The sequence below is a fragment of the Thermoleptolyngbya sp. M55_K2018_002 genome (genome assembly GCF_015295965.1).
Classification (GTDB): Bacteria; Cyanobacteriota; Cyanobacteriia; order Elainellales; family Elainellaceae; genus Thermoleptolyngbya; species Thermoleptolyngbya sichuanensis.
The window spans coordinates 1-22,354 of sequence record NZ_DVEA01000275.1 but is presented as its reverse complement, the minus strand read 5'-3'; the positions used below and the strand labels follow the sequence as shown (position 1 = coordinate 22,354).

The window sequence follows — 22,354 nt, the reverse complement described above, 5'->3', positions numbered from 1 at the left end:
GAATCGGGGGCAGATTGCGGTAATCCCTAGCCTAGCAGTCCAGCGTCGTCTCTCGTTCCCATGTGGAAATGTGGGCGCTGTATTCGTTCCAGGCTTGTCGCTGGAGCTTCAGATACGCCTGGGTAAAGGCGGGGCCTAGCGCCTGGGGCAGCACGGGGCTGGCTTCAAATCGGCGCAGGGCTTCTAGCAGATACAGCGGCAGTTGGGGCACTGTGCCAGGGGGCAGCGGCTCGGTGTAGCTGTTGTTGTCGTAGCGGGGGCCGGGGTCGCGCTTGTGGGCGATGCCGTCGAGTCCGGCGGCAATCAGGGCGGCGGGTAGCAGGTAGGGATTTGCCGCGCCATCGGCCAGTCGCAATTCAAACCGACCGGGTTCGGGAATGCGGACCATGTGGGTGCGGTTGTTGCCGCTGTAGCTGACGGTGTTGGGCGACCAGGTGGCTCCAGAGGTGGTGACGGGCGCGTTGATCCGCTTGTAGGAGTTGACCGTGGGATTGGCGATCGCACATAGCGCCTCAGCAGAATGCAGCACGCCGCCGAGAAACTGGTAGGCCAGCGGCGATAGCCCCAGTTCGCCCTCTGGGTCTGCAAACAGGTTGGTGTCTCCAGCGCTGTCCCAGACTGAAAAATGGACATGGCAGCCGTTGCCCGTTAGGTGGGCAAAGGGCTTGGGCATAAAGGTGGCCCGCAGGCTGTGCTTTTCGGCAATGGACTTGACCATGTATTTGAAAAACGCCTGCCGATCGGCCGTCACCAGCGCATCGTCATAGGTCCAGTTCATTTCAAACTGACCGTTTGCGTCTTCGTGGTCGTTTTGATAGGGCCCCCAGCCGAGGGCGATCATGCTGTCGCAGATCTCGCGGATCACGTCGTAGCGGCGCATCAGGGCTTGCTGGTCGTAGCAGGGCTTGCTCTGGCGATCGCCCGCGTCGGAAATCTCCTCCCCGCTGGGCGACAGCAAAAAATACTCGCACTCCACACCCGTTTTCACCCGCAGCCCCATCTCCGCCGCCTGCTGGATCACTCGCTTTAGCACCAGGCGCGGCGCTTGCTCTAGGGGCTGGCCATCGACGCGGTGTAGGTCGGCGGGCAGCCACGCCACGTCCGGCCGCCAGGAAAGCTGAAACAGCCGATCTACATCAGGAAAGGCCAGAATATCGGGGTCGGCCGGCGACTGATCCAGCCACGCTGCAAACCCGGCAAAGCCCGCCCCATTCGCGGCGATCGCATCAATACTCTCAGCAGGCACCAGCTTGGCCCGCTGCACCCCAAACAGGTCCGTAAAGGAAATCATGAAATAGCGAATATTTCGCGCACGGGCGATCGCAGACAACGAGTTGGGCGAAGAATTGGACATGGCGGCTCAGTCACCGAAACACTAGACCTGGAAGTTATACACCAATTCCAGATCTCCGATCGGTACACAGCAGACAGCGCCGCAGTCCACCCTCCGGTTACGGCTACAATTGCCTCCCGCCGCCGCCGTCCTGTAGGATGCGCTTGCGCCAGCGGAACTCATCAAAACCTTGCAGGACGGTGCGTTATGGCTACGCCTAACAGCATCCTACAACCCAAAACTACAACCCAAACCCTACGAGGCGCTGTTGCGCTTTTGCAGCATGGTCGATTCGGCTGGAATTGCGATCAGATTATCGCCGTAGGTGCGAATCAGCCCGCGCTGGCGCAGCTTGCCCATCAGCCGGGTCACCGTGACGCGAGTAGAGCCGATGGCGCTGCCGATTTGGGCGTGGGTCAACGACCACGGCAAATAGTAAGTATCGTCGCTGGGTTCGCCAAATTCTTCTACCAGCAGGGTGATGAATCCCAGCAGGCGATCGATGGTGCGGCGCTGCCCCAGCGTACTCAGCCACAGCAGCTTGCGCTGGTGCTGCAATCGGAAGGCATCCAGCACTTCCCGACGAAAGTGGGGCCAGTTGTCCAGATCGTGCCAGTAAAGCCAAATCACCGAGGTCTGTTCGACATGGGCAAAGGCCTGGAGCGTAAAGGGCGATTGCGCCACGATTTCAAAGGGTTGACCCGCGCCGACAAACCCCAGAAATGCCTCTTCGGAGTTGATTCGGGGCAGGCGGGAGGAACTGCCGTTGGCGCTGACCTGCGCCTCACCCACCAGCCGCACCGCGCCTCGCTGCACCAGGTACAGCAGTCCAGGACGTGCCGGAATCTTTTCATCCTTTGCAAAGGTGCGGGTGCGGTAATGCTCCTGGGCCCAGTCCAAAATCCGCTGCCACGTCAGAAACGGTCTAGAAGAGTCAGCCTGAGAAGACACAGAATACATGAGGCAAGTCCTGGGAATTCAGTAAGTCGTGCTGAAGTGTGCTGTTGCGTTGAACCAAGTGCAAACCCCGAAGTAGATCATGTGACGGCTCAGCCCAAACGGCAGAGTGCTGCTCAGGCAGAAACCTCAAGTTATAGGTGGTTTAGATATTTCCACTTACGTAATCTAGCGTACCGACCTCGTTCAGCCTTTCCGCATTCAGGACTACCAACTTTAGACCGTCAACAGGGGGAACCGACAGCAGTGAACCGCAAAAGCTAAGAATAGAAAATTAATTATTCTTGTGATTCTAGCGCACGCTTTCAGAATAGCTTCACACTTTATCAATCATAGTAGGGAATTTTACGGAGTCTAGGTTACTCACAATACGTAAATCTCCTTTGAAAGTGTGCGGGAAAGTGGATAGCACCGCCGTAAACTCCCGCAGTTTTTTACGAGACTTTTACAAAAGCTTTGACTGTTTAAGGATTAGCCCTCCAAAATGAGGATTGGGCCAGAATGAGGGTGGGGGCGATCGCCCGTTTGCTTCTGTTCGCGCCTGATCGCTCCTGAGCGGTTCGCAGCGCCCCAGTCTGCGATCTGGCTCTGGTACAACCTGGTTTTTGGAGCCTGTCGAGCGTGTCTGACCCAACGGTGACCGTGACCATCAAGCTATTTGCCGCCTATCAGGAAGCCTACAGTATGCCAGAGCTAGTGCTGGCGCTGCCGCAGGGGGCAACCGTCGCTGAGGTGTGCGATCGCCTGTTGCAGGAGCATCCCGAACTGGAGCAGTGGCGATCGCTCACTCGCTTTGGCGTGAACTATCAGTTCGTAGAGCCGGACTGGGTGCTGCAAGACGGCGACGAGGTTGTGCTAATTCCCCCGGTCAGCGGCGGCTGATGCAGGCGGCCGACGCACGGATCTGCTAGCTTGAGCCGCCGTTCACAAGATTCCAAAACACTCCGAAACGGAGAGGGTGGGATTCGAACCCACGGTCCTTTTGGGACACTCGATTTCAAGTCGAGCGCATTCGACCACTCTGCCACCTCTCCGAGCTTTTTCAATCTTATACCGAAAGGACTGACGCAGTTGGGCAACTTCTCGTGGGCGCAGCTCGCGAGAAATCGTCCGACACCTAGAAAACTTCGCAGTGCGTAAGGCCTGACCGATTCGAGATTTTCGAGATTTTGGATGGGCGATTGGCAGAGTTGGCGGGAGGGGGCGATTCGCGAAGCGATCCCTACGGGAAACGTTTTTAAGCAGAAGTTCACCCGCTCAGGTGAGACGCTCGGATGAGGTGTGGGCCGGGTCTGCCGCCCTATTCTAAAAGCATGGAATTCAAAAGGAAACCAGCTATGAACCTCTCCTATCGCGGTATCAAATACGAAGCCAACGTTCCCGCCGTCGCCACAGTTTCGGGGAAAGTGATTGGTAAGTACCGTGGGGTTGAGCTACACGCTCAGGTCAAGAAAGAGCAATAGTTCATCCGCCATGCGACGTTTTTGGTAGTTTTTGGTAGAAAAAAATCGGATTTCCGAAGCGACATAACACCTGGCAGGGGGCTGCTGGGTGTTTTTCTTTTGGAACTTCCGCAGTTGGACGATAGAACCCCTATCGCAAGTGTGTAAGTCCTGCCTGTGTTGGGGTTTGGGCATTGGGGTTTGGGCGTTGGGGTTTGGGCGCTGGGGTTTGGGCGGTCAGGGTAGGCGATCGCACGCCCGCTGCCCGCCAAACTTCTGGATAATCAAGTCGTCGTAGGTATCGGCAATGGTCACCACAGACAAAATGCAGGTTTGCAGTTCCATCAAGTCCATGTTCTCCCCACCCAAGACGCTGTGCGAAAAAATCACGCCGCCCGTCTCTGCCAGATGAAACGCGCCAAACCGCATCCGGTGGTTTTCCATCAGTAGATATCGCATCAGCGGCTCATCCGTTCGGCTGCCCAGGGTAACGCAGCTACTCGCCTTGACAATTGCCAGTTCTCGCTCGTCCCAGGGATGTACCTCCCAATCCAGCACTTCTACCTCAACCTTGGCCGAACCGTAGGACAGGTTAAACCGGGGAGCATAGGACAAAACTTGCAGCGAGTCCTTGAATAGCGCAGAGGTCGTGAGGTAGTCCGACACCTTGCGATAGGTCAGTTCTTGAACTGCGTTGGTAAACGTCAAAGGCATAGCGTGCGATAAGAAAAACGTAGGAGCGAGACGCGATCGATTCTGTGCCATCGATCCAATGCCATAGTAAGCTTTCGGATGACTGGATGGCTGTCTTCTAGCGGCTGTCTTCTAGCTGTCTTCTGTGTCTTTTGGTGGAGTCTTCTCGCCGTTTTTCTGCGGTCGTCTTGCTATGCTTCAATCGCGCCAGTCGGATGAATTGCGCCAGTCGGATGCCCGTGGAGCCTATGCGGTAGATGATTTGCCCAGTGGGGCGATTCCCGTAGGGGTCGCGTCGCAAATCGCCCCTCATTCTCTGCAAGGCACAAGCGACCTGGAAACCTGGGCAGCGCGGAGCTATCGGCGGCTGCTGGCCATCCTGGGCAATTCCCGGAGGGATCGCTTTGCGAATCGCCAACCCACTCAGCCCGCCGACCACGCCCACGCCCGGATGCTGCTGCTGGCGCTGCTGTGCATCCCGCTCTATCAGCAGCGCAAACTGCTGGCGGTACATTGGCTATCCCTCAAACCCGATGAGTTTGCGCTAGATCAACTTTTGACCGCTGCCAATCATCAGCACGGGCTGGCGTTTCCGGTGGCGGCCCTGCCTTCCTTGTCGCTTGAGACGAATGCGGCCCTGCTTGCGCTGTTGCGATCGCTCTTTCTCTGCGCTCCCTACCCGGTGGCGCGGCTGGGGCAACTGTATGAGCAGTGCCTCGCCTGGGCCCCGTCTCCCGGACAAGGTGCGCCGAGGGCTGCCCCAAAAGCAGACGGCCGCAAAGCACGGGGAATTTACTACACGCCGGAGCCGCTGGTGAACTACTGCGTTTCGCAAACCCTGGGGCGACTGTTGAGCGACCCTACCCAAAAGCTTCTGGGGGGTCCGCGCGTCTTCGATCCGGCGGCGGGGGGAGGGGCATTTTTGCTGGCGACCTATGATGCGCTGCTGCGGTGGGTAGCGGGTTGGTCTGCGAATTCGGCGAGTGTGGACGGGGCAACTGTCCCCCCCTGTACCCAGCGGCCCCCAATCGCCCCAATAGATTGTCCAGATCGCCTAGATCGCCTAGATTACCCAGTGGATTGCCCAGTAGATTGCCCAGTAGATTGGCACACTCGTCAGCAAGTGCTGCTCGACTGTATTTATGGGGTGGATGTGGATGAAACGGCGATCGCCCTCACCCGTCTCTCGCTCCAGCTCAAGCTGTTGGAAGGTCAGCCGCCGCCGGGATTTGTGCTACCCGACCTGACGCAAAATCTAGTTTGTGCCGACGCGCTGCTGGGTCTGGACTGGGTCACCGCCTTTCCATCAGCCGCACAGGCAGGCGGGTTTGTTGGGCAACCCGCCCTATATCGACGCTGCCCAGATGAGTCTGGAAACCCCCGACTGGCGACGTGCCTGCACCAAGCGCTATGGCTGCGCGAGGGGCAACTGGGACTTGTTTTGCGTATTTATCGAGCGATCGCTGGAGTTGTGTCGTCCGGGTGGAATGACGAGCTTGGTGGTGCCCAACAAGCTGCGATCGGCGGGGTATGCTGCCACAGCGCGATCGCTCTTAGCAGAGAACTGTCAGCTTGTGGCGCTGCGGGACTATGCACAGGTGGCGGTGTTTCGGGCGGCGGTCTATCCGCTGGTGTATGTGGCGCGGCGGGGAAAGCCGGAAAAGCCAGGTTTGGGTTCTCTAGGACAGGACTCGATTCGTGCAAGTGCGCCAGTGACCCAAGAGCCAGTGCCCCAAAATCCAGTGCCTTATAAGCCAGTGCCCTATGAGGTGATGGAAACACTGACGGAGGTGGGGCGGCGGCAATGGCTATACGCCAAGGGCGAAGCATGGTGGCTGGGCGATTCGCAGCAGGCAGGCAGCCTAATGGCGCGGTTGCAGCAGCTTCCGACGCTGGGGCAAATTGCCAGCGTGCGGGGAGCGGCGACGGTAGCCGAAGCCTATGACCTCCAGCACTGGATTTGCAATCATCCCACGCCTGCACCCAGCGACCTGCGCCTGGTCAACAGCGGCACGATCGATCCCTATCGCCTGCGGTGGGGCGATCGCCCGTTGCGCTATTTGGGCGATCGCTACCTGCACCCCATCCTGCCTGCACAACACTTGTGCCAACTTTCGCCCCAGCGCCAGCGACAGGCTACCCAACCCAAGCTAATCGTCGCGGGCATGACCCGACGGCTGGAGTGTGCGCTGGATGAGTCAGGGGGCGTGCTGGCGGGAAAATCGACCTCGATTATTCAAGCGCCTATTCAAGCGCCCAACTCGTCCTCCCCTCTAGCCAATCCTCTGGCGGCCTGCCCTGATCTGCTGTGGCTGCTGCTGGCGATTCTGAACAGTTCGCTAATCCACTGGTACTTCGTGCAGCGGCACGGCGGCAACGCGCTCCAGGGCGGCTATTTGCGCGTGGGGCCGCCCCAGTTGCGCCAGATTCCCATAGCGCTGGGTGAAAAGAGCGATCGCCCTGGGCTACACCAAGTCCTAATTGACTTGGCGAAACAGCGGCATCAGTTCGGAATAAGTCAAGACCTGAGGGCGATTCGCGACGCGATCCCTGCGGAAATCGCCCAGCTTGATGCCCAAATCGACGCAGCCGTTTACGCACTCTACGACCTGAGCGCACCTGAGATGGCAGAAATCCACGAAGAAACTCGCCCGCAGACAAGCGGTTTAGCGGACTAAGCGGGTTAAGGATTAACCTGTCTAGCCTAGAACGGAATATCATCATAGTCGGCCGTTTCCACGGGAGCCTTGGCGGCGGGGGCAGCTTTGGCCGTGGAGGCTGCATAGGCCGGCGGAGTAGCCGGAGTAGTCGCAGCAGGGCGGGATGCGGCTGTCCCTGGTACGTCGGCAGTGGAGGACTTCAGGCTGGCATCAGCTTCGATGCGGTGAATGCGGGATACCGTTAGCTCTGCCCGCTTTTCCTTAAAGCCCTCTGGTCGGTCGATCATGTTCATGCCCAGCCGACCTTCGAGAATGACGCGATCGCCCACATGAAACCCTGCCTGGATCTCTTGCGCCAGATTGCCCCAGCCCACTACCTTGATCTGTCCTGGCGGCTCGTTATCGCGCAGCGCCGCAAACTGCACCGTCATCTCAGCAATTGGCGTTTGACTATCGGAGGTATAGCGAAGCTGCGGCTCTTGAATCACCTCAGCCATCAAAATGCAGTTGTTCATAAATGCTCCTGGCGGTGTGGTTGGCTCAACCCAAGCAGAGTACAGGTGTATTTCTTAAACTCATATTTTAACATCTGTCCTAGGCAGGCGATCCGGGTCGATTATACGGTGATGGCTCCCAAAAAGCTGTCTGGCGAAAAATAGCGGTGAATAGGGCGCATCCCAGTTCTGCAAGTTTGCCCCCATCCCCCAGCCCCTTCTCCCTTTTTGGGAGAAGGGGAGCCGGATTGGCAGTCCCTCTCCCGCTTTGGGAGAGGGATTGAGGGTGAGGGCTACAAAAGTGGGATACACTCGGTGAAGACTTCGCCAGCCACGCAACGAATTGCCAAAAGAACAGCAAAACGGACAGCAAAAAGAACCCAGGCAAAACACGCTGAGTTCTTCTTGGCTTATTGGCTTAATGGAAACTTTGGATAAAATCGCCGCCAGGAAGTTGCAGTCAGCGTCGGCAGCTTTAGGATGACGTTTCGTATGGCGCTAAGTTTCGTATGGCGCTACATCGCCTCAATCCCAGCACAGGGCTAGCTCTGGACGTGCGTTCCCAAAATTTGCGCCAGTCCAGGCACGGCCGCTTCCACGTCGCCCTTGACCGAGGTTCGCAGCTTGCTGTAGGAAGCCCGCACTACGCTGTTTTTGGCTTTTTCAATCTTGTGGTCGGTGACGCTGAGCAGGGTGTCTGCCGTGCGATCGCGGTTTTGGATTAGGTGCTGCACCGGGTCGCCCGACTGGATACCCTCATTCCACATAGGGTCTAGCGCAGCGAGGGCTTCGGGCAATAGCCGCCGAATTGCGCCGGAAATATAGCTTGGCTCTACGCCTTTCACAACTCCGTAAGCGGCTTTCAGCGCCAGCCCCGAAATGCCTCCTCTGGCGGCAACCTGTTCGTCAATGAGCTTGACGCAATCTGCTACGAGGTTTTGAGTGGTGGTTTGATCGCTGAGTGTGTCGCTAAGCGCCATGATGCTGTGCCTCTTTGCTATGCCTCAATGGGTCGGTGAATGCGTTCGGTGAACGTTCTAGGTAGAAACGCTAAGTGGCTGCGTGAGGCGAGTTCTTCTCATGCCCACAGCCTTACTCTGCCCACTTCTTCTTGATCTAAGCCAGGTTATCTGGAATCTTAAGATTTCTATAGCGATCTTCGGACAGTCTTAACAAGTATGTAAATCTTTTTTTGACTGGAGCTTATCTTACAGCAGGATTTCGGTCTTTAGGCTCCAGTTCTGCTGTCTCATTTTTTCCAGGGCAGTTTGGTGCCCATTTCGGTCAGGGCTGAAATCACCAGGTACACAATCACCAATCCGGCACTGATTAGAAAAATTGGCAAGTCGTCTGGCATGAGGGAAAGGGCGGGGAGAAGGGGTAAACCTCGAATCAAAGCCCCTCAGGGTTGGATGGATCTTTGGGTTTCGTTGGGCTGGTTATGAATCTGGTTATGAATCTCTACTTTTGTCTGAGCATTCGATTTCCAGCTTTGATTTACTTGTTCAGTTTATAGAAGTTTACTTATAGAAGTTTATAGAAGTTTGGCGTTCTCTATGCTGGTTCATCTCCCGGCAACCGATCCACTGTCTGCAAGTAGCTCGCTGATCCACCGAGCAGAGTTTTTGCTTCAGGAGATGGCGCTGCTGCTGAAGATTATTCTGGAGTTCATTGCGATAGGCTTTCTGGGCTTTGGACGATTTCTCGCAGGCGCAGCCCGCGAGAAATCGTCCAACTGCGTAAGTCCTAGAGGCTATTGAGGCTATTGAGGCAGTTGCAGACAGTCGAGGGTTCGCAGCGTTGCCGCAGCCGCATAGTTGCGCTGGGAGGCGGCGTTGGGCGCAAAGTTGTTGCCCTGCTCATTCAGCGGAGACGCAACACCGCAGAAGCCCGATAGCTCGGTAATAGTCGCCGAGGCCCAGTGGTTTGTGGTGTCGGCAAAGGTTCGGGTAGGCTGATTCAGCAGCAGGGTAGGCGACGAGCCACGCGCCGTCAGCGCAAACTCAGCGGCTCGCTTTAGCACAGACACCAGTTCAGCACGGGTCACGGGCTGTGCCGGACGGAATGTGCCGTCTTCGTAGCCGCGCACAATATTGTTGTCGCGGGCAAATTGGATCTTGGCGGCGCTCCAGCGGGATGCATTGACATCTCGATAGGGGTCACCGCTGGCGGCGGTAGGAATCCGCAGATTGATGTTGGGCGCTTTGGTGAGCGCATCCAGCACCATCGACACCAACTGCTCGCGGGTTAGCGTATCCAGTGGGCGGAAGGTGTTGTCGGGGAAGCCCGAAATGAATCCAGCAGCAACCGCGTTGCGAATTTGCGTGGCGTAGATGTCTCTAGAAATGTCCGTGAAGGTGACTGGGACGGGCGTGGGGGTTGGGGTTGGAGTCGGCGTGGGCGTGGGGGTCGGCGTGGGCTGTGTAGCGACATCTCCGGGCGGGAAGACCCCTTCGTAGGTGAGATAGACGTGGCCCAGCGTGCGATCGCCAAAGGTGCGCTTGGTAAATCGCCAGCCCGGTTGCAGCGTAATTTTGGCAAAGTCTTCCGTTAAGCCATTCGCCCGTCCGATAAGCAGTTGCGGGCGAGAGCGGTCGTTGGGCACGCCCAGCATCACCAAGTCGCCGTTTTGCGGCAGAATCCGAATGCTGTAATCCAGCCCCAGATCTTGGCCATTGACCCGGATCGAATAGCCGTTGCGGTCGGTGGCGCGGTTGCAAATACCCGTGAAATCAAACTGGAGCAGCAGCGGTGTAACGATGGTTGGATTTGTCCCAGACTCGCTCCAGCAGGGGCGTGCATCAGACACTTGCTCCAAAATCAGCAGCCGGCGGGTGGTCACGCCAGAAGACGACACGGCGATAAATCGACCCTGGTCTACCTCTTGCTGGCCAAAGGTGGTGGCAGAGGTGGGAGCGGAAATAGACAGAGCACCCAGCGCGATCGCGCTAAGGGCTACGAGACGATGACGCAAACGTTTCATAGCTGAGATGTGAAATGAAGTAGGACTGCAAAATTGAGTGCCGCGGCCGGGCTGGATCGAGCAGCAACAGGACGCTGAGAATCAGATCTCCAGCGCGATCGCCACCCGCTACCCACAGCGTAGGCATCAGAAGGTTTCCAAGCTTGTGGATTGACCGTTCGGGGCATCCAACCATTTGCAGTCGGTCTACATCTGACATCTGCTAGTGTTCCCAAAGACAGCCCGCCGATCAAACGAAGTCGAGGAGCGGGGCAAGTAAAATGGGCTGATGTGGCTTGAGGCTTGGCTGGCTGGACGTTCCGGCTCATCCAAATCCTCGAAAGCAGCCTATTCCACTGGGCTAAAACTAACGACATCAGTACCAGACAACACTACAAACAGTTCGCGATTGGTGCGCCCAAACTGGCAGACAACGCTGACCACAGACTCGCCATTGGGCCTGCCATCAGAAAGAACCGTAGAGCGAATGATTTGCCGAAATGGCCCACTCTCAGCCACAATATCATTCCAATAGGTCTGGATTGAGCGGGCGCTGATATCGTTTACATCTTGTAGGCTGGCTTCGTAGTCTGCAACGGCCGACTCGAACTGCTGGTCTCCAAGACGGCTGATAAAGCTTTCGGCGATCGCCGTTAGGGAAACTTGCGAAATTTGACGAGCTTCTGGAGCAGTCTGTGCCTGCGCTTGGGGTAGGGCAACGCCGACCAGCATTACGGCAGGAACGAGGACAAACAGAAATGCTGATTTCATAACGAATTCCATGGGGTAGATTCGAGCACCGATTCCATATCCCATGACTGTGGCTCAGTTCAATTTGTGCCCAGCGTTGAAAAGAAGTTTGGAAGCAACCAGGACGCTGGAAATCGGAACTCGATGTGGGTCATTCAATCCTATTTCCACCTTTCAAAGAACCCATACGGTTCACAGCCCTGAAACTGCTTTTCTGTAATAAATCGTTAGACCAGAGCGTCTCCCTAGCGGTTCTCGTCCGCCGCTGGTGGGCGTTCTTTGGGGCTTGGAAGGTCAACGGCTTCGTAAAAGTCGGCGATCGCCCCTTCCCAGCCTACACTGGTCAGCAATACCCGATCGCCCTCCCCGTAGGGATGCAGCACCCACAGGCCCTCCTCGTTGCGACGAAACACGTCTACCTGGAGCCGGGTTTGAGAAATCAGGACATATTCTTGCAAGCTCTCGATTTGGCGATAGTCGGCAAATTTGTCGCCCCGGTCAAAGGCTTCCGTCGCTTCGGACAGAACTTCGACTATCAGGCAAGGATAGCGCTTGAAAGTATTCGTCGTGCGATCGCGCTCATCGCAAGTCACCATCACATCTGGATAGTAGTAGCAGTTCAGTTCCTCAATGCGGGCTTTCACATCTGCAAAGTAAACGCGGCAGGAACCTCCCCGCAGATGAGTCCTTAGAAGGGTATAGACATTCCCTGCGATTTGATTATGAGCATCGGTGCCGCCTGCCATCGCGTAGATATAGCCATCGCGATACTCATGCTTCGTAGAGCGGGCGGCTTCCTCCGCCAGATACTCTTCTGGAGAAACGTAGTGATCAACGGAGACTGCAACCATTGGGGCTGAGGTAGGCCAGAACAGCCATAGAGTCACTGCATAGGTTTATTGTATCGGCTTGGGGCGATCGCCCTTTCGAGACAGCGGTTTCGGCTTTTGCGATCGCTGTCTAGCAATCACTGTTTAGCAATCGCTGTTTAGCAATCGCTATTTAGCATTCACCACCCTGCTTAGCGTTCCCATTGAATAGCTCATAGACCTGGGTACAAAACGACCGCAGCCGGGTCTGGATTTCTTCGACGGGCTGCTGCGTTCCCAGCACGCGCCACTCGCCAACGGTAGACAAGCGCCACTGCTCGCCCTGGTGCGTCAGCCCGACGGCTTCTAGACCAATCACGCGGCGGGTTTGGGCGATCGCCCCCTCGCCCGATTCTGCCGCTGCTTCATCCTCAAACAAGCGGATCTGCACCAAAATACTGCGGGCCTGAAACCGAGGACTCCAACCCGGCAGGTGAAAGCCAATGTCGATGGAGTCGGGATCTACCAGTTCGCGGGTGCTGGGGTCATTGGCCCAGGGCTTCAGGTCTGCCTGCGCGTCGGGAAAGTAAGACTTAAATAAATTAACAGCGGCGGCAATCTTGGCGGCTAGCTCCAGCCCCTTTGCCTGTTCTGCTGCATTCACGCTGCTTGCTCCTGCAATGAATCCCCGTTCGGGGTTTTGGAATTTTAGATCTTGGGTTTTAGATTTTGGGTTTTGGATTTGGGTTTATGAACTGGGTTAGGCGTGATGGAGAATGCTTTGGCGAATGACTTGGCTAATAACTTGGCTAATAACTTGAGGGATGACTTGAGTGTAAATCTCTTGAGTGTAGATCTTACGGTTCAGCATGAATCAAGGTAAAGGTACGAAAGAGAAGCGTTCTGGCAATGTCCCTCGACACAACCACCAGCCCGTAGGTACAACTGCAATCTATAGTGCGATACGACCCCGCTGACCGCAGTCACGATCAACACTATTTCTCAGAATTCTCCAGTTTTGCTAATGCTCGCTGCATCAAAGGCTGCATCAAAGATAGAAAAGTGCCCAGAAACAAGAAAGTGCCCAACTGCCTGATTGATCTGCCAGGATGCTGGGCACTGGTGCCATGCTTTGGTGTGGAGCGGGGTCGCTGCTCAGCGCAGAGCCGATGCAACGCCCCCCTTAGGGAGTAGAGATAGAGAATAGAACGCCTTTATCCCACTATTACAGGTCGAGTCCGGGGGGAATCAGCACCTGATCGATTACGTGGATTACGCCGTTGCTGGCTACGATGTCGGCCTGGATGACGCGAGCGCCGGAGACAGTGACGGTTTCGCCATCCTGGGCGATCGCCACTGAGTTGCCCTCGACCGTGGCCACTTCACCGGGCTGAATCGCGTCTGAGGTGACGCTACCAGAAACCACATGGTACGCCAGGATTTGCTGCAACACACGCTGGTTTTCGGGCTGTAGCAACGCCTGCAACGTTTCTTCGGGCAGTGCCGCAAAGGCTTCGTTAGTCGGGGCAAACACGGTGAACGGGCCAGCTTCGTTTAGCGCACCGTCCAGACCTGCTGCTTTGAGGGCGGCTTCCAGCGTACTAAAGGATTCCCCTTCGGACACAATCTGGGTCAACGTGCCCGCTGCCATCGCAGTTGCCCCGTCGGTTCCTGGAGCAACCTCCGCCGTCGGCATATCAGCAGGCGCTTCTACACCCGTGACCGTCGCATCAATGACCGTTTCGCCCATCGTCGTCTCGCCAGCCACAGTTTCAGAGACAGCATCGGTCGTTGCGGCAGAGGGCATGACTTCATCCATCGAGGCCATGCCAGGGTTAGTGTAGGCTACAGTCGCCGTTACAACGCCCAAACCCAGCAGCTTGATCCACTGATTGCGAGTGCTCGTTTGCTTGATGTTCATGGTTACCTCTTTGCGACTAAACGCCTTGCTGAATGGTTAATCAACAACACCGCATATTGCGAAATGTTGCGGATACTTACAGACTCGTAGCAGTCTAAAATCAGCAGGCCGGAGAAACCGTCAACCAGAGGTAGGAGATTCGCCCGTGGCAAAGATCTATCTCAGGGCAGAGGAAAAACTCAGACAAACGGCGTTTTGCGGGAAACACCGCCCTAAAACCTTGCAAAAGTTTCAAGAACGAGACGTGCAACTTTCAAGCTGCCCTCATCCCCCAACCCCTTCCCCCAGGTCGGGAGAAGGGGAGCAAGGGAGGCTTGAAGTCCCTCTCCCGCTCTGGGAGAGGGATGGAGGGTGAGGGGGATCGGCAACGTTGCACATTGTGTTTCAAGACTAAGCAAGACTAAAAAACTCAAAGAGGATTATGAGTTCTCTCTGGACAGCGAGATGAGACGCTCTTTTCCACCGAGATGCTCTAAAAAGTAGTGGCAGCCGCGAGACGAGTCGAATAGGTGTAGCCCAAATTCTTGCGAGATGGCTTCGCACACGCGCACGCCGCGCACGCTGTTGCCCCGGCCATCCAGCGGCGGCGAAAAGACGGCAATGCCAAGCTGGTCGGGCACGACGGCAATAATGCCGCCACAAACGCCGCTTTTGGCAGGTAGCCCTACGCGATAGGCCCACTCGCCTGCAAAGTTGTACATGCCGCAGGTATACATAACGCTGAGCATGTCGCGCACATAGCCCGCCTCGACCGCGCGATCGCCCGTCATTGGGTTCACGCCCTGGTTGGCCAGTGTCGCCGCCATCACTGCCAGATCCCGACAGGACACCATCACCGAACACTGCTGAAAGTACAGATCCAGCGCTTCTTCGATGTCCCAATCCACCATTTTGAAATGGCGCATCAGGTAGGCCATCGCCCGGTTGCGATCGCCCGTCGCCCGCTCCGACACGTAGGTTGCCACGTCTACCACAATGTCGTGCCCGACGTAGCGGCGAAACATATCCAGCAGGCGATTGAGCCGTTCCGTCGGGCCGTCGCCAGCAATCAGGCTGGTGGTGGCGATCGCCCCCGCATTTACCATCGGGTTATAGGGCCGCTTCGACGCTTCATCCAAAATAATCGCGTTAAAGGCATCGCCCGTAGGTTCTACGCCCACCCGCGCCAGCACATAGTCGCGCCCGTGGTCTTCCAGCGCCAACCCCTGCACAAACACCTTGGAAATGGACTGGATCGTAAACAGATGCGCCGTATCACCCACCTCAAACACCTGTCCATCCGCCGTTACCAGGCAAATGCCAAACAAATTGGGATCTACCTTGGCCAGTTCGGGAATGTAGTCCGCCACTTTGCCCCCGCGCAGCTCGCGGCAAGATTGGTAAAGACCTTCCAAAAAAGACTGCACTGCATCAGGTGTTCGACATAGGCTGGCATCGTCGGGCATGGCAACGTTTGGGGAATGGGGTGGAGAAGACAGGCGAGAAAAGCAGGGCTTGCCACATCTGGAAAACCCAGAAAATTCTAATAAATTCTGGGGTTTGTGCCAGAGCAGTCCATGATTAGAGGTGTCGTTATTTCCCCAAAGCCGTGTTTGAGGTTTCCCAGCACCCATCCCAATATCTCACCTATGCGCTGACCGATTCGGCCACCGATGCCCGCCTAGAGGTCGTGCCTGAGCGCGGCGGCATCATCACTCGCTGGAGCGTGCAGGGGCGCGACATTCTCTATCTCGACGAAGCCCGCTTTGCAGACCCCAGCCTCAGCGTGCGCGGCGGCATTCCCATCTTGTTTCCCATTTGCGGCAACCTGCCTAACAATGCCTACACCTACAACGGCCAGACCTATCTGCTGAAGCAGCACGGCTTTGCCCGCGACCTGCCCTGGCAAGTCACTCATACTGAAGCGCTGGATCGAGCCAGCATCACGCTCAACCTGAGCAGCAGCGACCAGACCCGTGCGCTCTATCCGTTCGAGTTTTCGCTGGACTTTACGTACATCCTGGAGGGCAATCGCCTGGTGTTGCAGCAGCAGGTCACCAATTCGGGAAATACCATCATGCCCTTTTCGCTGGGGCTACATCCCTATTTCTCGGTGTCGGACAAGGCGCGGCTAGATTTCGATATTCCCTCAACGCAATACGTAGACCAGCGCACGCAGGAAACCCACGCCTATATGGATGGGTTCGATTTCAGCCAAGACGAAATCGACGTGCTGTTTCGCAAGCTGTCGTTTCAGTCCGCAACGGTGGAAGATTTTCGGGAAAACCTGAAGCTGCGGCTGGATTTTGACGATCCCTACACGATGCTGGTGTTTTGGACGCTAAAGGGCAAGGACTTTTACTGTCTGGAACCCTGGACGGGGCCGCGCAATGCGCTGAACACGGGCGATCATTTGATCGAACTGGCTCCGGGCGGCACGGTGCGGACGAGTTTCCGCATCACGGCCCAGTTGTCGTAAAGCAAAGCCTAGCCTGGGGTGGCGTGGCTTTTCCAGTGGCTTTTCTAAAAGACGGTCACGAATTTGCAGGACACGCGAATTTGTGGGACACGCGAACTTTCGGGACACGCAACCTCACAGGATATGGGAAGGGGCGATCGCCCTCGCTGCTACCTCTCCAAAAGTCATCCAGACTTTCTTAGAAAAGCTTAGAAAAGATGGTCACACTTCACAGACAGGTGATATATTGATTAATCGGTGCGCTTGGCACTGACGGGTCGCTAGCTCAGCGGTAGAGCACTCGGCTTTTAACCGATTGGTCCTGGGTTCGAATCCCAGGCGACCCATTTTTTCTCAGAATTTTTGCTTTACGACTGCTGTTTTCAGGCTTGTGCAGCAGGCTATAGCATGAACTCGCTGACCTGAATTAAGCAATCGGGGAAGGATCGTGGAGCGATCGCCTCCTGTTCCGACAGAATTTGTTCTGCACCACAGCCTGCCCCACTGGGAGGCGACACTCCTGCACGTCCAGAATCCAGTATTCTGGAATGCCGGAACGCCTATATACCGGAACCTTTAGATCGCGATCGAGGATGCCCGCTTCCACCATGCGGCGATAGTCCTGCACGCTGAGCGATCGCAATTCAGGGGCGATCGTCATCGGTTCAACGCTCCTTGTAAACTCGTAAAATAAATTCGTAAATTCGGTGCCGCAAAGCCGTAAGTTCGGTGTCGTCCGCTCCGTGTAAATTTGGGTAAATTTTGGTCAATCCGCAGCCAGATTAATCTGCCGTCGATATCTCTGTGCAAAAGACGGGATGAGCATTTATACTTAGAATAAATTAAGACAGGCTGCAACCAGACGATCCGCAGCCGACTTACTGGACGATCTCGCGTCCGGTGATAAAAGTGTCTTAAGATTATCGTAAGCTTTTCTTGTTCAACGCCGAAATTAGCTGAACACACCGACTAGGAGGAATTTCTATGGCGCTCGTGCCTATGCGACTGCTGCTGGATCACGCGGCCGAAAACGGCTACGGTATCCCTGCGTTCAACGTCAACAACATGGAGCAGATCCAGGCCATCATGCAGGCTGCTCACGAGACCGATAGCCCGGTGATTCTGCAAGCTTCTCGTGGCGCTCGGAAATATGCAGGTGAAAACTTCCTGCGCCACCTGATTCTGGCGGCGGTGGAAACCTATCCCCACATTCCCATCGTGATGCACCAGGATCATGGCAACGAGCCTGCAACCTGCTATTCCGCCATCAAGAACGGCTTTACCAGCGTGATGATGGACGGTTCGCTGGAAGCAGATGCCAAAACGCCCGCCAGCTACGACTACAACGTAGCCGTCACCAGCGAAGTGGTGAAAGTGGCTCATGCTATCGGCGCTTCGGTGGAAGGCGAACTGGGCTGCCTTGGCTCTTTGGAAACGGGCAAGGGCGAAGCAGAAGACGGACATGGCTTTGAGGGCGAGTTGGATCACTCCATGCTGCTGACTGACCCTGACGAAGCCGTGGACTTTGTGGAGCGGACTCAGGTAGACGCGCTGGCCGTTGCCATCGGCACCAGCCACGGAGCCTACAAGTTTACCCGCAAGCCGACGGGTGAAATCCTCGCCATCAGCCGCATCGAAGAAATCCACAGCCGCCTGCCCAACACCCACTTGGTGATGCACGGTTCTTCCTCGGTGCCCGAAGACCTGATTGCGCTGATTAACCAGTATGGTGGCGCGATCCCCGAAACCTACGGCGTGCCCGTGGAAGAAATCCAGAAGGGCATCAAGAGCGGCGTGCGGAAGGTGAACATCGACACCGACAACCGTCTGGCGATCACCGCTGCGGTGCGCGAGGCGCTGGCTGCTAATCCCAAGGAGTTTGACCCCCGCCACTTCCTGAAGCCGTCGATCAAATACATGCAAAAAGTCTGCGCTGACCGCTATCAGCAGTTCTGGGCAGCGGGCAACGCCAGCAAGATCAAGCAGGTTTCGCTGGAAGAGTATGCCGCCAAGTATGCCAAGGGCGAACTGACTCAGGTGGCGAAGAAAACCGTCTCTGTCTAGTTTTTTGTTTGAATTTCAAGCTGAATTCCAAGTTGAATTCCAGGTTGAATTTTCCAAGTTGAATTTCAAGACGATCGCCCCTTCAGGGAATTGACCCATTTGGGCGATCGCTCTCTACTCAGCCGCTCCTTCTCATTGCAGGGGCGGCTTTTTGATATCTGCGAAGGCATTTCGAGAAAACATTCCGACCTGCCCCACTGACCCGCTTTGGGGGAATTTCGCTATAAGAAGGGAATGATTCGCAATCCTGCCCCCCAAAATCGCACGCTGCGGCTGACGGATGCCGAGCGATCGCACTTTCGCACGCGGCTCCTGCACCTGGAGCGCCCTGCGACAGTGGATGAGCTGCTAAACCGCACGATTTGCCAGGATATGTTTGAGGCGGCGGCATGGCTACCCGGTGAATTCGTCGATTTGCTGGTGCTAGACCCGCCCTACAACCTCAGCAAGCAGTTTAACGGGCAAACCGTCCGGCGGCGATCGCTCTCGGACTATGCAACCTGGGTGCAATCGTGGCTGGTGCTGCTGTTGCCCACGCTCAAGCCGACGGCCTCGGTCTATCTCTGCGGCGACTGGCAATCGTCTCCAGCGCTATATGAGGTGGCCGCGCAGCACCTAATCGTCCGCAACCGCATCACCTGGGAGCGGGAAAAGGGTCGCGCCGCCCGCGCCAACTGGAAAAACTGCTCGGAAGATATCTGGTTTTGCACCGTGTCGCCCGACTATTACTTCAACGCCGAAGCCGTGCGGCTCAAGCGGCGAGTCCTCGCACCCTACACCCAAAACGGCAGCCCCAAAGACTGGCAGCGCCAGCCCGACGGCAACTTTCGCCTTACTGCCGCCTCCAACCTGTGGACTGATCTGACCATTCCTTTTTGGTCGATGCCCGAAAACACCGACCACCCGACCCAAAAGCCCGAAAAGCTGCTGGCAAAAATTATTCTTGCCAGTTCCCCACCCGGAGCCGTGGTGTTGGACCCGTTTCTGGGTTCCGGCACGACTTCCGTCGTTGCCAAAAAGCTAGATCGGCAGTTTGTCGGGATTGAACTCGACGAGACTTACGCTTGCTTAGCGGAAAAACGGCTGGCGCTGGCCGAGGGCGATCGCCGCATCCAGGGCTACACCGACGGCGTATTTTGGGAGCGCAACAGCCGGACCTGGGGCTAGAGCGTTGCAGTCAGGGAAACTAGGAAAGACCTGACCAAAATCCAAAATCCAGAATCCAAAATCAGCGCCGGGAAAGCAGACCCCCCAAAGCCTACTCAAACGCTGTGCGAATAATGCGCTCACCAGGGAGCCGATCGACCGCAGAAAGCCCCAGATCGCGCACCACAAAAGACCGTTGCAGCCAGCGATCGCGCCCGTCGTAGCGGGGCACAAAGGACGAGCGGCCGTGAACCGTGCGGCGATTATCAATGCAGAGCAGGTCGCCCGTGTCGAGCTTGATGCCGCGATAGACCTGGGCGATCGCCTCTCGCAGCGCTGCCAGCGCCTCTTCTGCCTCCGGCGTGGTGGCAGTCATCAGGTCTTCGTCGTAGTTCAAAAACGGATCGTTGCGGCGGCCGTAGAGGACGGGCAAAATGCGGTCACTCTGCTGCGTGCGATCGCGATTGCCAAAGGAATAGTCGATCCCGGTGCGATAGAGCGGCTGGAACAGGAGGTCTTGATGCGCTTCTGAGAGCAGCGGCAGGGCATGGGCAACGCTGGCGTAGGTGGTTTCGGCCATGTGGTCGTGGTCGGGCCGCAGGCAAAACAGCAGCAAAAACTCCGGCGGGTAGGGATGAAACACGGTTTCGCGGTGAAACTGGAGCCGGGTTTGTGACCCTGTAGACACCTGCACATGCTCAGTCCCCTTGACAGGAGCCAGGTTTTGAAACAGGTCGCCGTTTTTCTCTTGAATATAAGACACCAGATGCCCCAGACGGCTGCCAATCATTGCCAGACAGCGCTCGCTAACGAAGGTGGTTTTTTGGGGCGATCGCTCAGCGTTGGGCGGCGTGGGAATGCGGTACAGCCCTGGATCAATCGGCAGTCCGCGAATCAGCAAAATGCCATCGCTGTTCGAGCGCACCTGAAACTCTAGGAGCGATCGCCGCACAAAGCGGGGCATTTCGTCTGCCCGCATTTCACAATCAAACAAAAACTCTTCGGTGTCCTGGTAGGGATTAGGCCCCGGTGCCAGAAACAGGTTCATCGTCGCTTCGTCAAACTCGCCGCAGTCTACTATTTCTGGTGTTTCTGGAATTGACGGCAAAGCCGCCGGGGGTTGCAACGCGGGTTGTGGGGATACTTGGTGTGTGGATGCCTGCGTCAACATCTCGATTCCTCCTCAGACCTGGAACGACTATAGCCGCCAGATTGCGACGATGGCGGTTCAGCCACAACAGTTCTGCGCTAATGCACTGCTAATGCGCTTTCTCCAGCTTAGCCTTCGCAATGCATAAGTTCCCAGACTGTAAAAAAGCGCGAAAAAAGCGCGAAAAAGGCGTACCCCATGCCCAGGTACGCCCCTTGCCAAGACTTCTCGAAGTCGATGATGATGCTTACGCTTCGGTCTGCTTGGCTTGCTTGCGCTTTACCGAATAGCCCGCACCCAGCGCTGCCAGGCTACCCAGAATCGTCATCGGCTCCGGAACCGCAGTGCCCGTAGGCGGAACCACTGTGGGCGGCTTCTCAGGATCAAATGCCGTCGGAGCAACCCCATACTGCTTGGCGCTGCCGCCACCACCGTTGGGGCCAGAACCGACTGCCTGAAGACGAACCGCAAAGGTCTGGTTGAGGAACTCCTGAACCGTCAGACCAGCCTGGGCAATCTTGAAGGTGGTAGAAGTCAGCAGCCCGCCTGCCGCCCCCACGGTGCCAAACTGAACCGCCATTTCAAACCGCTGACCAATATTGCCACCGACGATGTTGTTGGTGTTGAAGGCAACTTTCGTTACGTCTTGCCCGGTGACATTGCTCGCCTTCAGCGTGTTGTGGTTGAACGTGCCGCCAAAGTTGAAGTAAACCGCCAGCAGGTCGCCAATATTGTTGGAATCGTTGACCTTGAGCGTCACCTCAACGCCATCTTCCACATCTTTTGCAAAAATATCGACGTTAACCGGAGTGCTGCTGCGAGTGCCATCAGAGGCCGAGAAGCTAAGGCTGGCCGCGTTGGCAGGGTTGACCGCTGCCATTAGAACCACGATGCCCGCAGAGGCAATCGCCGTAGACCAAGTAGTGAGTGCGTTTTTCACGAATCCAAACCTCTTGATTTAGTGATCAAAGGGCGCGGCTGAGAGAAAACTCAAAACGCGCTGTGTTAATGCCCCCTATTTCATGCGCCTTATTTCATGCGCCTTATTTCATGCGCTCCATTCACTGCGCTATGTCTGATTCAACACAGGATGCTGTACACAATGCGGAGAGAATATTCTGCGCGAATATTCCGCGCAAAACATCGCATAAAACATTGTATTCCTGACTACACTTAGGATACCCACTCTATTGAGTTAAGTACTCTTTTATACGCCATTCTTGATACAATCTTTGAACTTTGCCCTACAGGGATGAATTCCTGTAAAACGACCTGGAGACTTAAGGAGTCCGAGTAAAGCAACTCCATCACAGAGCCATCTGCTACGTCAGGGACGGACTCACGTTGTATAAAATATGATCAGATATACCGTAATAATACGAGTTTCACAAATCTTTCTGTGGTGCTGATGAATCGTCGCCAGGTCAGGACACACTGGAGACAACGGGCTGATACAGGGTGTCTCGCTGCTGGGCAGGGCGATCGCACTGGAGAATCGCCGCCCGCAACTCTTCGACCGTCTTGCACGTACCGCCC

Annotated in this window: 23 protein-coding genes and 2 tRNA genes; 9 read left to right on the top strand and 16 right to left on the bottom strand. The window is 56.2% G+C overall.

The window, feature by feature from the left end; genetic code table 11:
* Nucleotides 1–31: 31 nt before the first annotated feature.
* Together glnT and IGS51_RS14235 are read right to left on the bottom strand one after the other, a co-directional pair.
* On the bottom strand, nucleotides 32–1,354 hold the full coding sequence (glnT, locus tag IGS51_RS14240) for a type III glutamate--ammonia ligase (RefSeq protein WP_297079145.1): 1,323 nt from the start codon (nucleotides 1,352–1,354) through the stop codon (nucleotides 32–34).
* A gap of 234 nt (nucleotides 1,355–1,588) precedes the next feature.
* Nucleotides 1,589–2,293, bottom strand: a complete 705-nt coding sequence (locus tag IGS51_RS14235) for a Crp/Fnr family transcriptional regulator (protein WP_172356896.1) — start codon at nucleotides 2,291–2,293, stop codon at nucleotides 1,589–1,591.
* A 618-nt stretch (nucleotides 2,294–2,911) separates the two neighbouring features.
* Here IGS51_RS14235 and IGS51_RS14230 point away from each other — a divergent pair.
* Nucleotides 2,912–3,172, top strand: coding sequence for a MoaD/ThiS family protein (locus IGS51_RS14230; RefSeq protein WP_297079143.1), 261 nt, complete (start codon nucleotides 2,912–2,914; stop codon nucleotides 3,170–3,172).
* A gap of 68 nt (nucleotides 3,173–3,240) precedes the next feature.
* Here IGS51_RS14230 and IGS51_RS14225 read toward each other — a convergent pair.
* A tRNA-Ser gene (locus IGS51_RS14225) sits at nucleotides 3,241–3,324 on the bottom strand.
* 303 nt (nucleotides 3,325–3,627) lie between these two features.
* Between IGS51_RS14225 and IGS51_RS14220 the strand changes: the two genes are divergently transcribed.
* On the top strand, nucleotides 3,628–3,753 hold the full coding sequence (locus IGS51_RS14220) for a DUF4278 domain-containing protein (protein ID WP_156434871.1): 126 nt from the start codon (nucleotides 3,628–3,630) through the stop codon (nucleotides 3,751–3,753).
* 216 nt (nucleotides 3,754–3,969) lie between these two features.
* Here the strand turns inward: IGS51_RS14220 and IGS51_RS14215 are convergent, their stop codons facing one another.
* Nucleotides 3,970–4,446, bottom strand: a complete 477-nt coding sequence (locus IGS51_RS14215) for a hypothetical protein (RefSeq protein WP_068507856.1) — start codon at nucleotides 4,444–4,446, stop codon at nucleotides 3,970–3,972.
* A gap of 172 nt (nucleotides 4,447–4,618) precedes the next feature.
* Here IGS51_RS14215 and IGS51_RS14210 point away from each other — a divergent pair, with 172 nt between their 5' ends.
* A complete protein-coding gene (locus tag IGS51_RS14210) occupies nucleotides 4,619–6,178 on the top strand; it encodes a hypothetical protein (protein WP_297079138.1) in 1,560 nt (519 codons plus the stop codon).
* Nucleotides 6,138–7,103 carry a TaqI-like C-terminal specificity domain-containing protein gene (locus IGS51_RS14205; RefSeq protein ID WP_297079135.1) on the top strand — a complete coding sequence of 322 codons (966 nt, stop codon included), beginning with the start codon at nucleotides 6,138–6,140 and terminating at the stop codon, nucleotides 7,101–7,103. The genes IGS51_RS14210 and IGS51_RS14205 overlap by 41 nt, the downstream gene beginning before the upstream one ends.
* A 26-nt stretch (nucleotides 7,104–7,129) precedes the next feature.
* Here the strand turns inward: IGS51_RS14205 and IGS51_RS14200 are convergent, their stop codons facing one another.
* Entirely contained in the window at nucleotides 7,130–7,600 is a 471-nt protein-coding gene (locus IGS51_RS14200; protein WP_297079134.1) for a single-stranded DNA-binding protein, read from the bottom strand.
* Nucleotides 7,601–8,121: 521 nt separating this feature from the next.
* The gene (locus tag IGS51_RS14195) at nucleotides 8,122–8,559 is read right to left on the bottom strand and encodes a hypothetical protein (protein ID WP_297079132.1); all 438 of its coding nucleotides are present in this window, start codon (nucleotides 8,557–8,559) and stop codon (nucleotides 8,122–8,124) included.
* Between the two features lie 576 nt (nucleotides 8,560–9,135).
* Between IGS51_RS14195 and IGS51_RS14190 the strand changes: the two genes are divergently transcribed.
* Complete coding sequence (locus IGS51_RS14190; RefSeq protein WP_297079130.1) at nucleotides 9,136–9,339, top strand: hypothetical protein; 204 nt, start codon at nucleotides 9,136–9,138, stop codon at nucleotides 9,337–9,339.
* Nucleotides 9,340–9,341: 2 nt separating this feature from the next.
* Here IGS51_RS14190 and IGS51_RS14185 read toward each other — a convergent pair whose 3' ends face one another.
* The 7 genes from IGS51_RS14185 to glsA form a co-directional block, all read right to left on the bottom strand.
* Nucleotides 9,342–10,562, bottom strand: coding sequence for a DUF3747 domain-containing protein (locus tag IGS51_RS14185; protein WP_297079128.1), 1,221 nt, complete (start codon nucleotides 10,560–10,562; stop codon nucleotides 9,342–9,344).
* Nucleotides 10,528–10,689: a hypothetical protein gene (locus tag IGS51_RS14180; protein WP_297079126.1), complete on the bottom strand. Its 162-nt coding sequence runs from the start codon at nucleotides 10,687–10,689 to the stop codon at nucleotides 10,528–10,530. Before IGS51_RS14180 ends, IGS51_RS14185 begins: the two co-directional genes overlap by 35 nt.
* A 200-nt stretch (nucleotides 10,690–10,889) precedes the next feature.
* Nucleotides 10,890–11,312, bottom strand: coding sequence for a DUF3887 domain-containing protein (locus IGS51_RS14175; RefSeq protein ID WP_297079125.1), 423 nt, complete (start codon nucleotides 11,310–11,312; stop codon nucleotides 10,890–10,892).
* A 224-nt stretch (nucleotides 11,313–11,536) separates the two neighbouring features.
* Nucleotides 11,537–12,142, bottom strand: coding sequence for a Uma2 family endonuclease (locus IGS51_RS14170; RefSeq protein WP_297079123.1), 606 nt, complete (start codon nucleotides 12,140–12,142; stop codon nucleotides 11,537–11,539).
* A gap of 151 nt (nucleotides 12,143–12,293) precedes the next feature.
* Nucleotides 12,294–12,764 carry a hypothetical protein gene (locus tag IGS51_RS14165; protein ID WP_277774371.1) on the bottom strand — a complete coding sequence of 157 codons (471 nt, stop codon included), beginning with the start codon at nucleotides 12,762–12,764 and terminating at the stop codon, nucleotides 12,294–12,296.
* A 561-nt stretch (nucleotides 12,765–13,325) separates the two neighbouring features.
* On the bottom strand, nucleotides 13,326–14,021 hold the full coding sequence (locus tag IGS51_RS14160; protein WP_297079122.1) for a fasciclin domain-containing protein: 696 nt from the start codon (nucleotides 14,019–14,021) through the stop codon (nucleotides 13,326–13,328).
* Nucleotides 14,022–14,440: 419 nt separating this feature from the next.
* Entirely contained in the window at nucleotides 14,441–15,466 is a 1,026-nt protein-coding gene (gene glsA / locus IGS51_RS14155) for a glutaminase A (RefSeq protein WP_297079120.1), read from the bottom strand.
* Between the two features lie 143 nt (nucleotides 15,467–15,609).
* Between glsA and IGS51_RS14150 the strand changes: the two genes are divergently transcribed.
* Together IGS51_RS14150 and IGS51_RS14145 are read left to right on the top strand one after the other, a co-directional pair.
* Nucleotides 15,610–16,479 carry an aldose epimerase gene (locus IGS51_RS14150; RefSeq protein WP_297079118.1) on the top strand — a complete coding sequence of 290 codons (870 nt, stop codon included), beginning with the start codon at nucleotides 15,610–15,612 and terminating at the stop codon, nucleotides 16,477–16,479.
* Between the two features lie 254 nt (nucleotides 16,480–16,733).
* Nucleotides 16,734–16,805 (top strand) — tRNA-Lys (locus IGS51_RS14145).
* Between the two features lie 80 nt (nucleotides 16,806–16,885).
* On the opposite strand, the gene IGS51_RS14140 is transcribed toward IGS51_RS14145, so the two are convergent.
* The gene (locus tag IGS51_RS14140; RefSeq protein ID WP_297079116.1) at nucleotides 16,886–17,119 is read right to left on the bottom strand and encodes a Uma2 family endonuclease; all 234 of its coding nucleotides are present in this window, start codon (nucleotides 17,117–17,119) and stop codon (nucleotides 16,886–16,888) included.
* Nucleotides 17,120–17,442: 323 nt separating this feature from the next.
* Between IGS51_RS14140 and fba the strand changes: the two genes are divergently transcribed.
* Nucleotides 17,443–18,522 (top strand): class II fructose-bisphosphate aldolase, encoded by a 1,080-nt coding sequence (gene fba, locus IGS51_RS14135; protein WP_297079114.1) that lies wholly within the window; start codon nucleotides 17,443–17,445, stop codon nucleotides 18,520–18,522.
* A 234-nt stretch (nucleotides 18,523–18,756) separates the two neighbouring features.
* A complete protein-coding gene (locus IGS51_RS14130; RefSeq protein WP_367279340.1) occupies nucleotides 18,757–19,689 on the top strand; it encodes a site-specific DNA-methyltransferase in 933 nt (310 codons plus the stop codon).
* A 91-nt stretch (nucleotides 19,690–19,780) separates the two neighbouring features.
* Here IGS51_RS14130 and IGS51_RS14125 read toward each other — a convergent pair whose 3' ends face one another.
* Nucleotides 19,781–20,776, bottom strand: a complete 996-nt coding sequence (locus IGS51_RS14125; protein ID WP_297079110.1) for a TauD/TfdA family dioxygenase — start codon at nucleotides 20,774–20,776, stop codon at nucleotides 19,781–19,783.
* Nucleotides 20,777–21,065: 289 nt separating this feature from the next.
* Nucleotides 21,066–21,758 carry a PEP-CTERM sorting domain-containing protein gene (locus IGS51_RS14120; RefSeq protein WP_297079109.1) on the bottom strand — a complete coding sequence of 231 codons (693 nt, stop codon included), beginning with the start codon at nucleotides 21,756–21,758 and terminating at the stop codon, nucleotides 21,066–21,068.
* Nucleotides 21,759–22,354 lie beyond the last annotated feature (596 nt).

Coding starts and splice junctions, on each gene's coding strand:
- IGS51_RS14175 (WP_297079125.1), bottom strand. CDS start 11,312: ATGAAATCAGCATTTCTGTTTGTCCTCGTTCCTGCCGTAATGCTGGTC.
- IGS51_RS14200 (WP_297079134.1), bottom strand. CDS start 7,600: ATGAACAACTGCATTTTGATGGCTGAGGTGATTCAAGAGCCGCAGCTT.
- IGS51_RS14180 (WP_297079126.1), bottom strand. CDS start 10,689: ATGCCTACGCTGTGGGTAGCGGGTGGCGATCGCGCTGGAGATCTGATT.
- IGS51_RS14215 (WP_068507856.1), bottom strand. CDS start 4,446: ATGCCTTTGACGTTTACCAACGCAGTTCAAGAACTGACCTATCGCAAG.
- fba (WP_297079114.1), top strand. CDS start 17,443: ATGGCGCTCGTGCCTATGCGACTGCTGCTGGATCACGCGGCCGAAAAC.
- glnT (WP_297079145.1), bottom strand. CDS start 1,354: ATGTCCAATTCTTCGCCCAACTCGTTGTCTGCGATCGCCCGTGCGCGA.
- IGS51_RS14190 (WP_297079130.1), top strand. CDS start 9,136: ATGCTGGTTCATCTCCCGGCAACCGATCCACTGTCTGCAAGTAGCTCG.
- IGS51_RS14235 (WP_172356896.1), bottom strand. CDS start 2,293: ATGTATTCTGTGTCTTCTCAGGCTGACTCTTCTAGACCGTTTCTGACG.
- IGS51_RS14130 (WP_367279340.1), top strand. CDS start 18,757: ATGATTCGCAATCCTGCCCCCCAAAATCGCACGCTGCGGCTGACGGAT.
- IGS51_RS14170 (WP_297079123.1), bottom strand. CDS start 12,142: ATGGTTGCAGTCTCCGTTGATCACTACGTTTCTCCAGAAGAGTATCTG.
- glsA (WP_297079120.1), bottom strand. CDS start 15,466: ATGCCCGACGATGCCAGCCTATGTCGAACACCTGATGCAGTGCAGTCT.
- IGS51_RS14140 (WP_297079116.1), bottom strand. CDS start 17,119: ATGACGATCGCCCCTGAATTGCGATCGCTCAGCGTGCAGGACTATCGC.
- IGS51_RS14160 (WP_297079122.1), bottom strand. CDS start 14,021: ATGAACATCAAGCAAACGAGCACTCGCAATCAGTGGATCAAGCTGCTG.
- IGS51_RS14185 (WP_297079128.1), bottom strand. CDS start 10,562: ATGAAACGTTTGCGTCATCGTCTCGTAGCCCTTAGCGCGATCGCGCTG.
- IGS51_RS14195 (WP_297079132.1), bottom strand. CDS start 8,559: ATGGCGCTTAGCGACACACTCAGCGATCAAACCACCACTCAAAACCTC.
- IGS51_RS14210 (WP_297079138.1), top strand. CDS start 4,619: ATGCTTCAATCGCGCCAGTCGGATGAATTGCGCCAGTCGGATGCCCGT.
- IGS51_RS14220 (WP_156434871.1), top strand. CDS start 3,628: ATGAACCTCTCCTATCGCGGTATCAAATACGAAGCCAACGTTCCCGCC.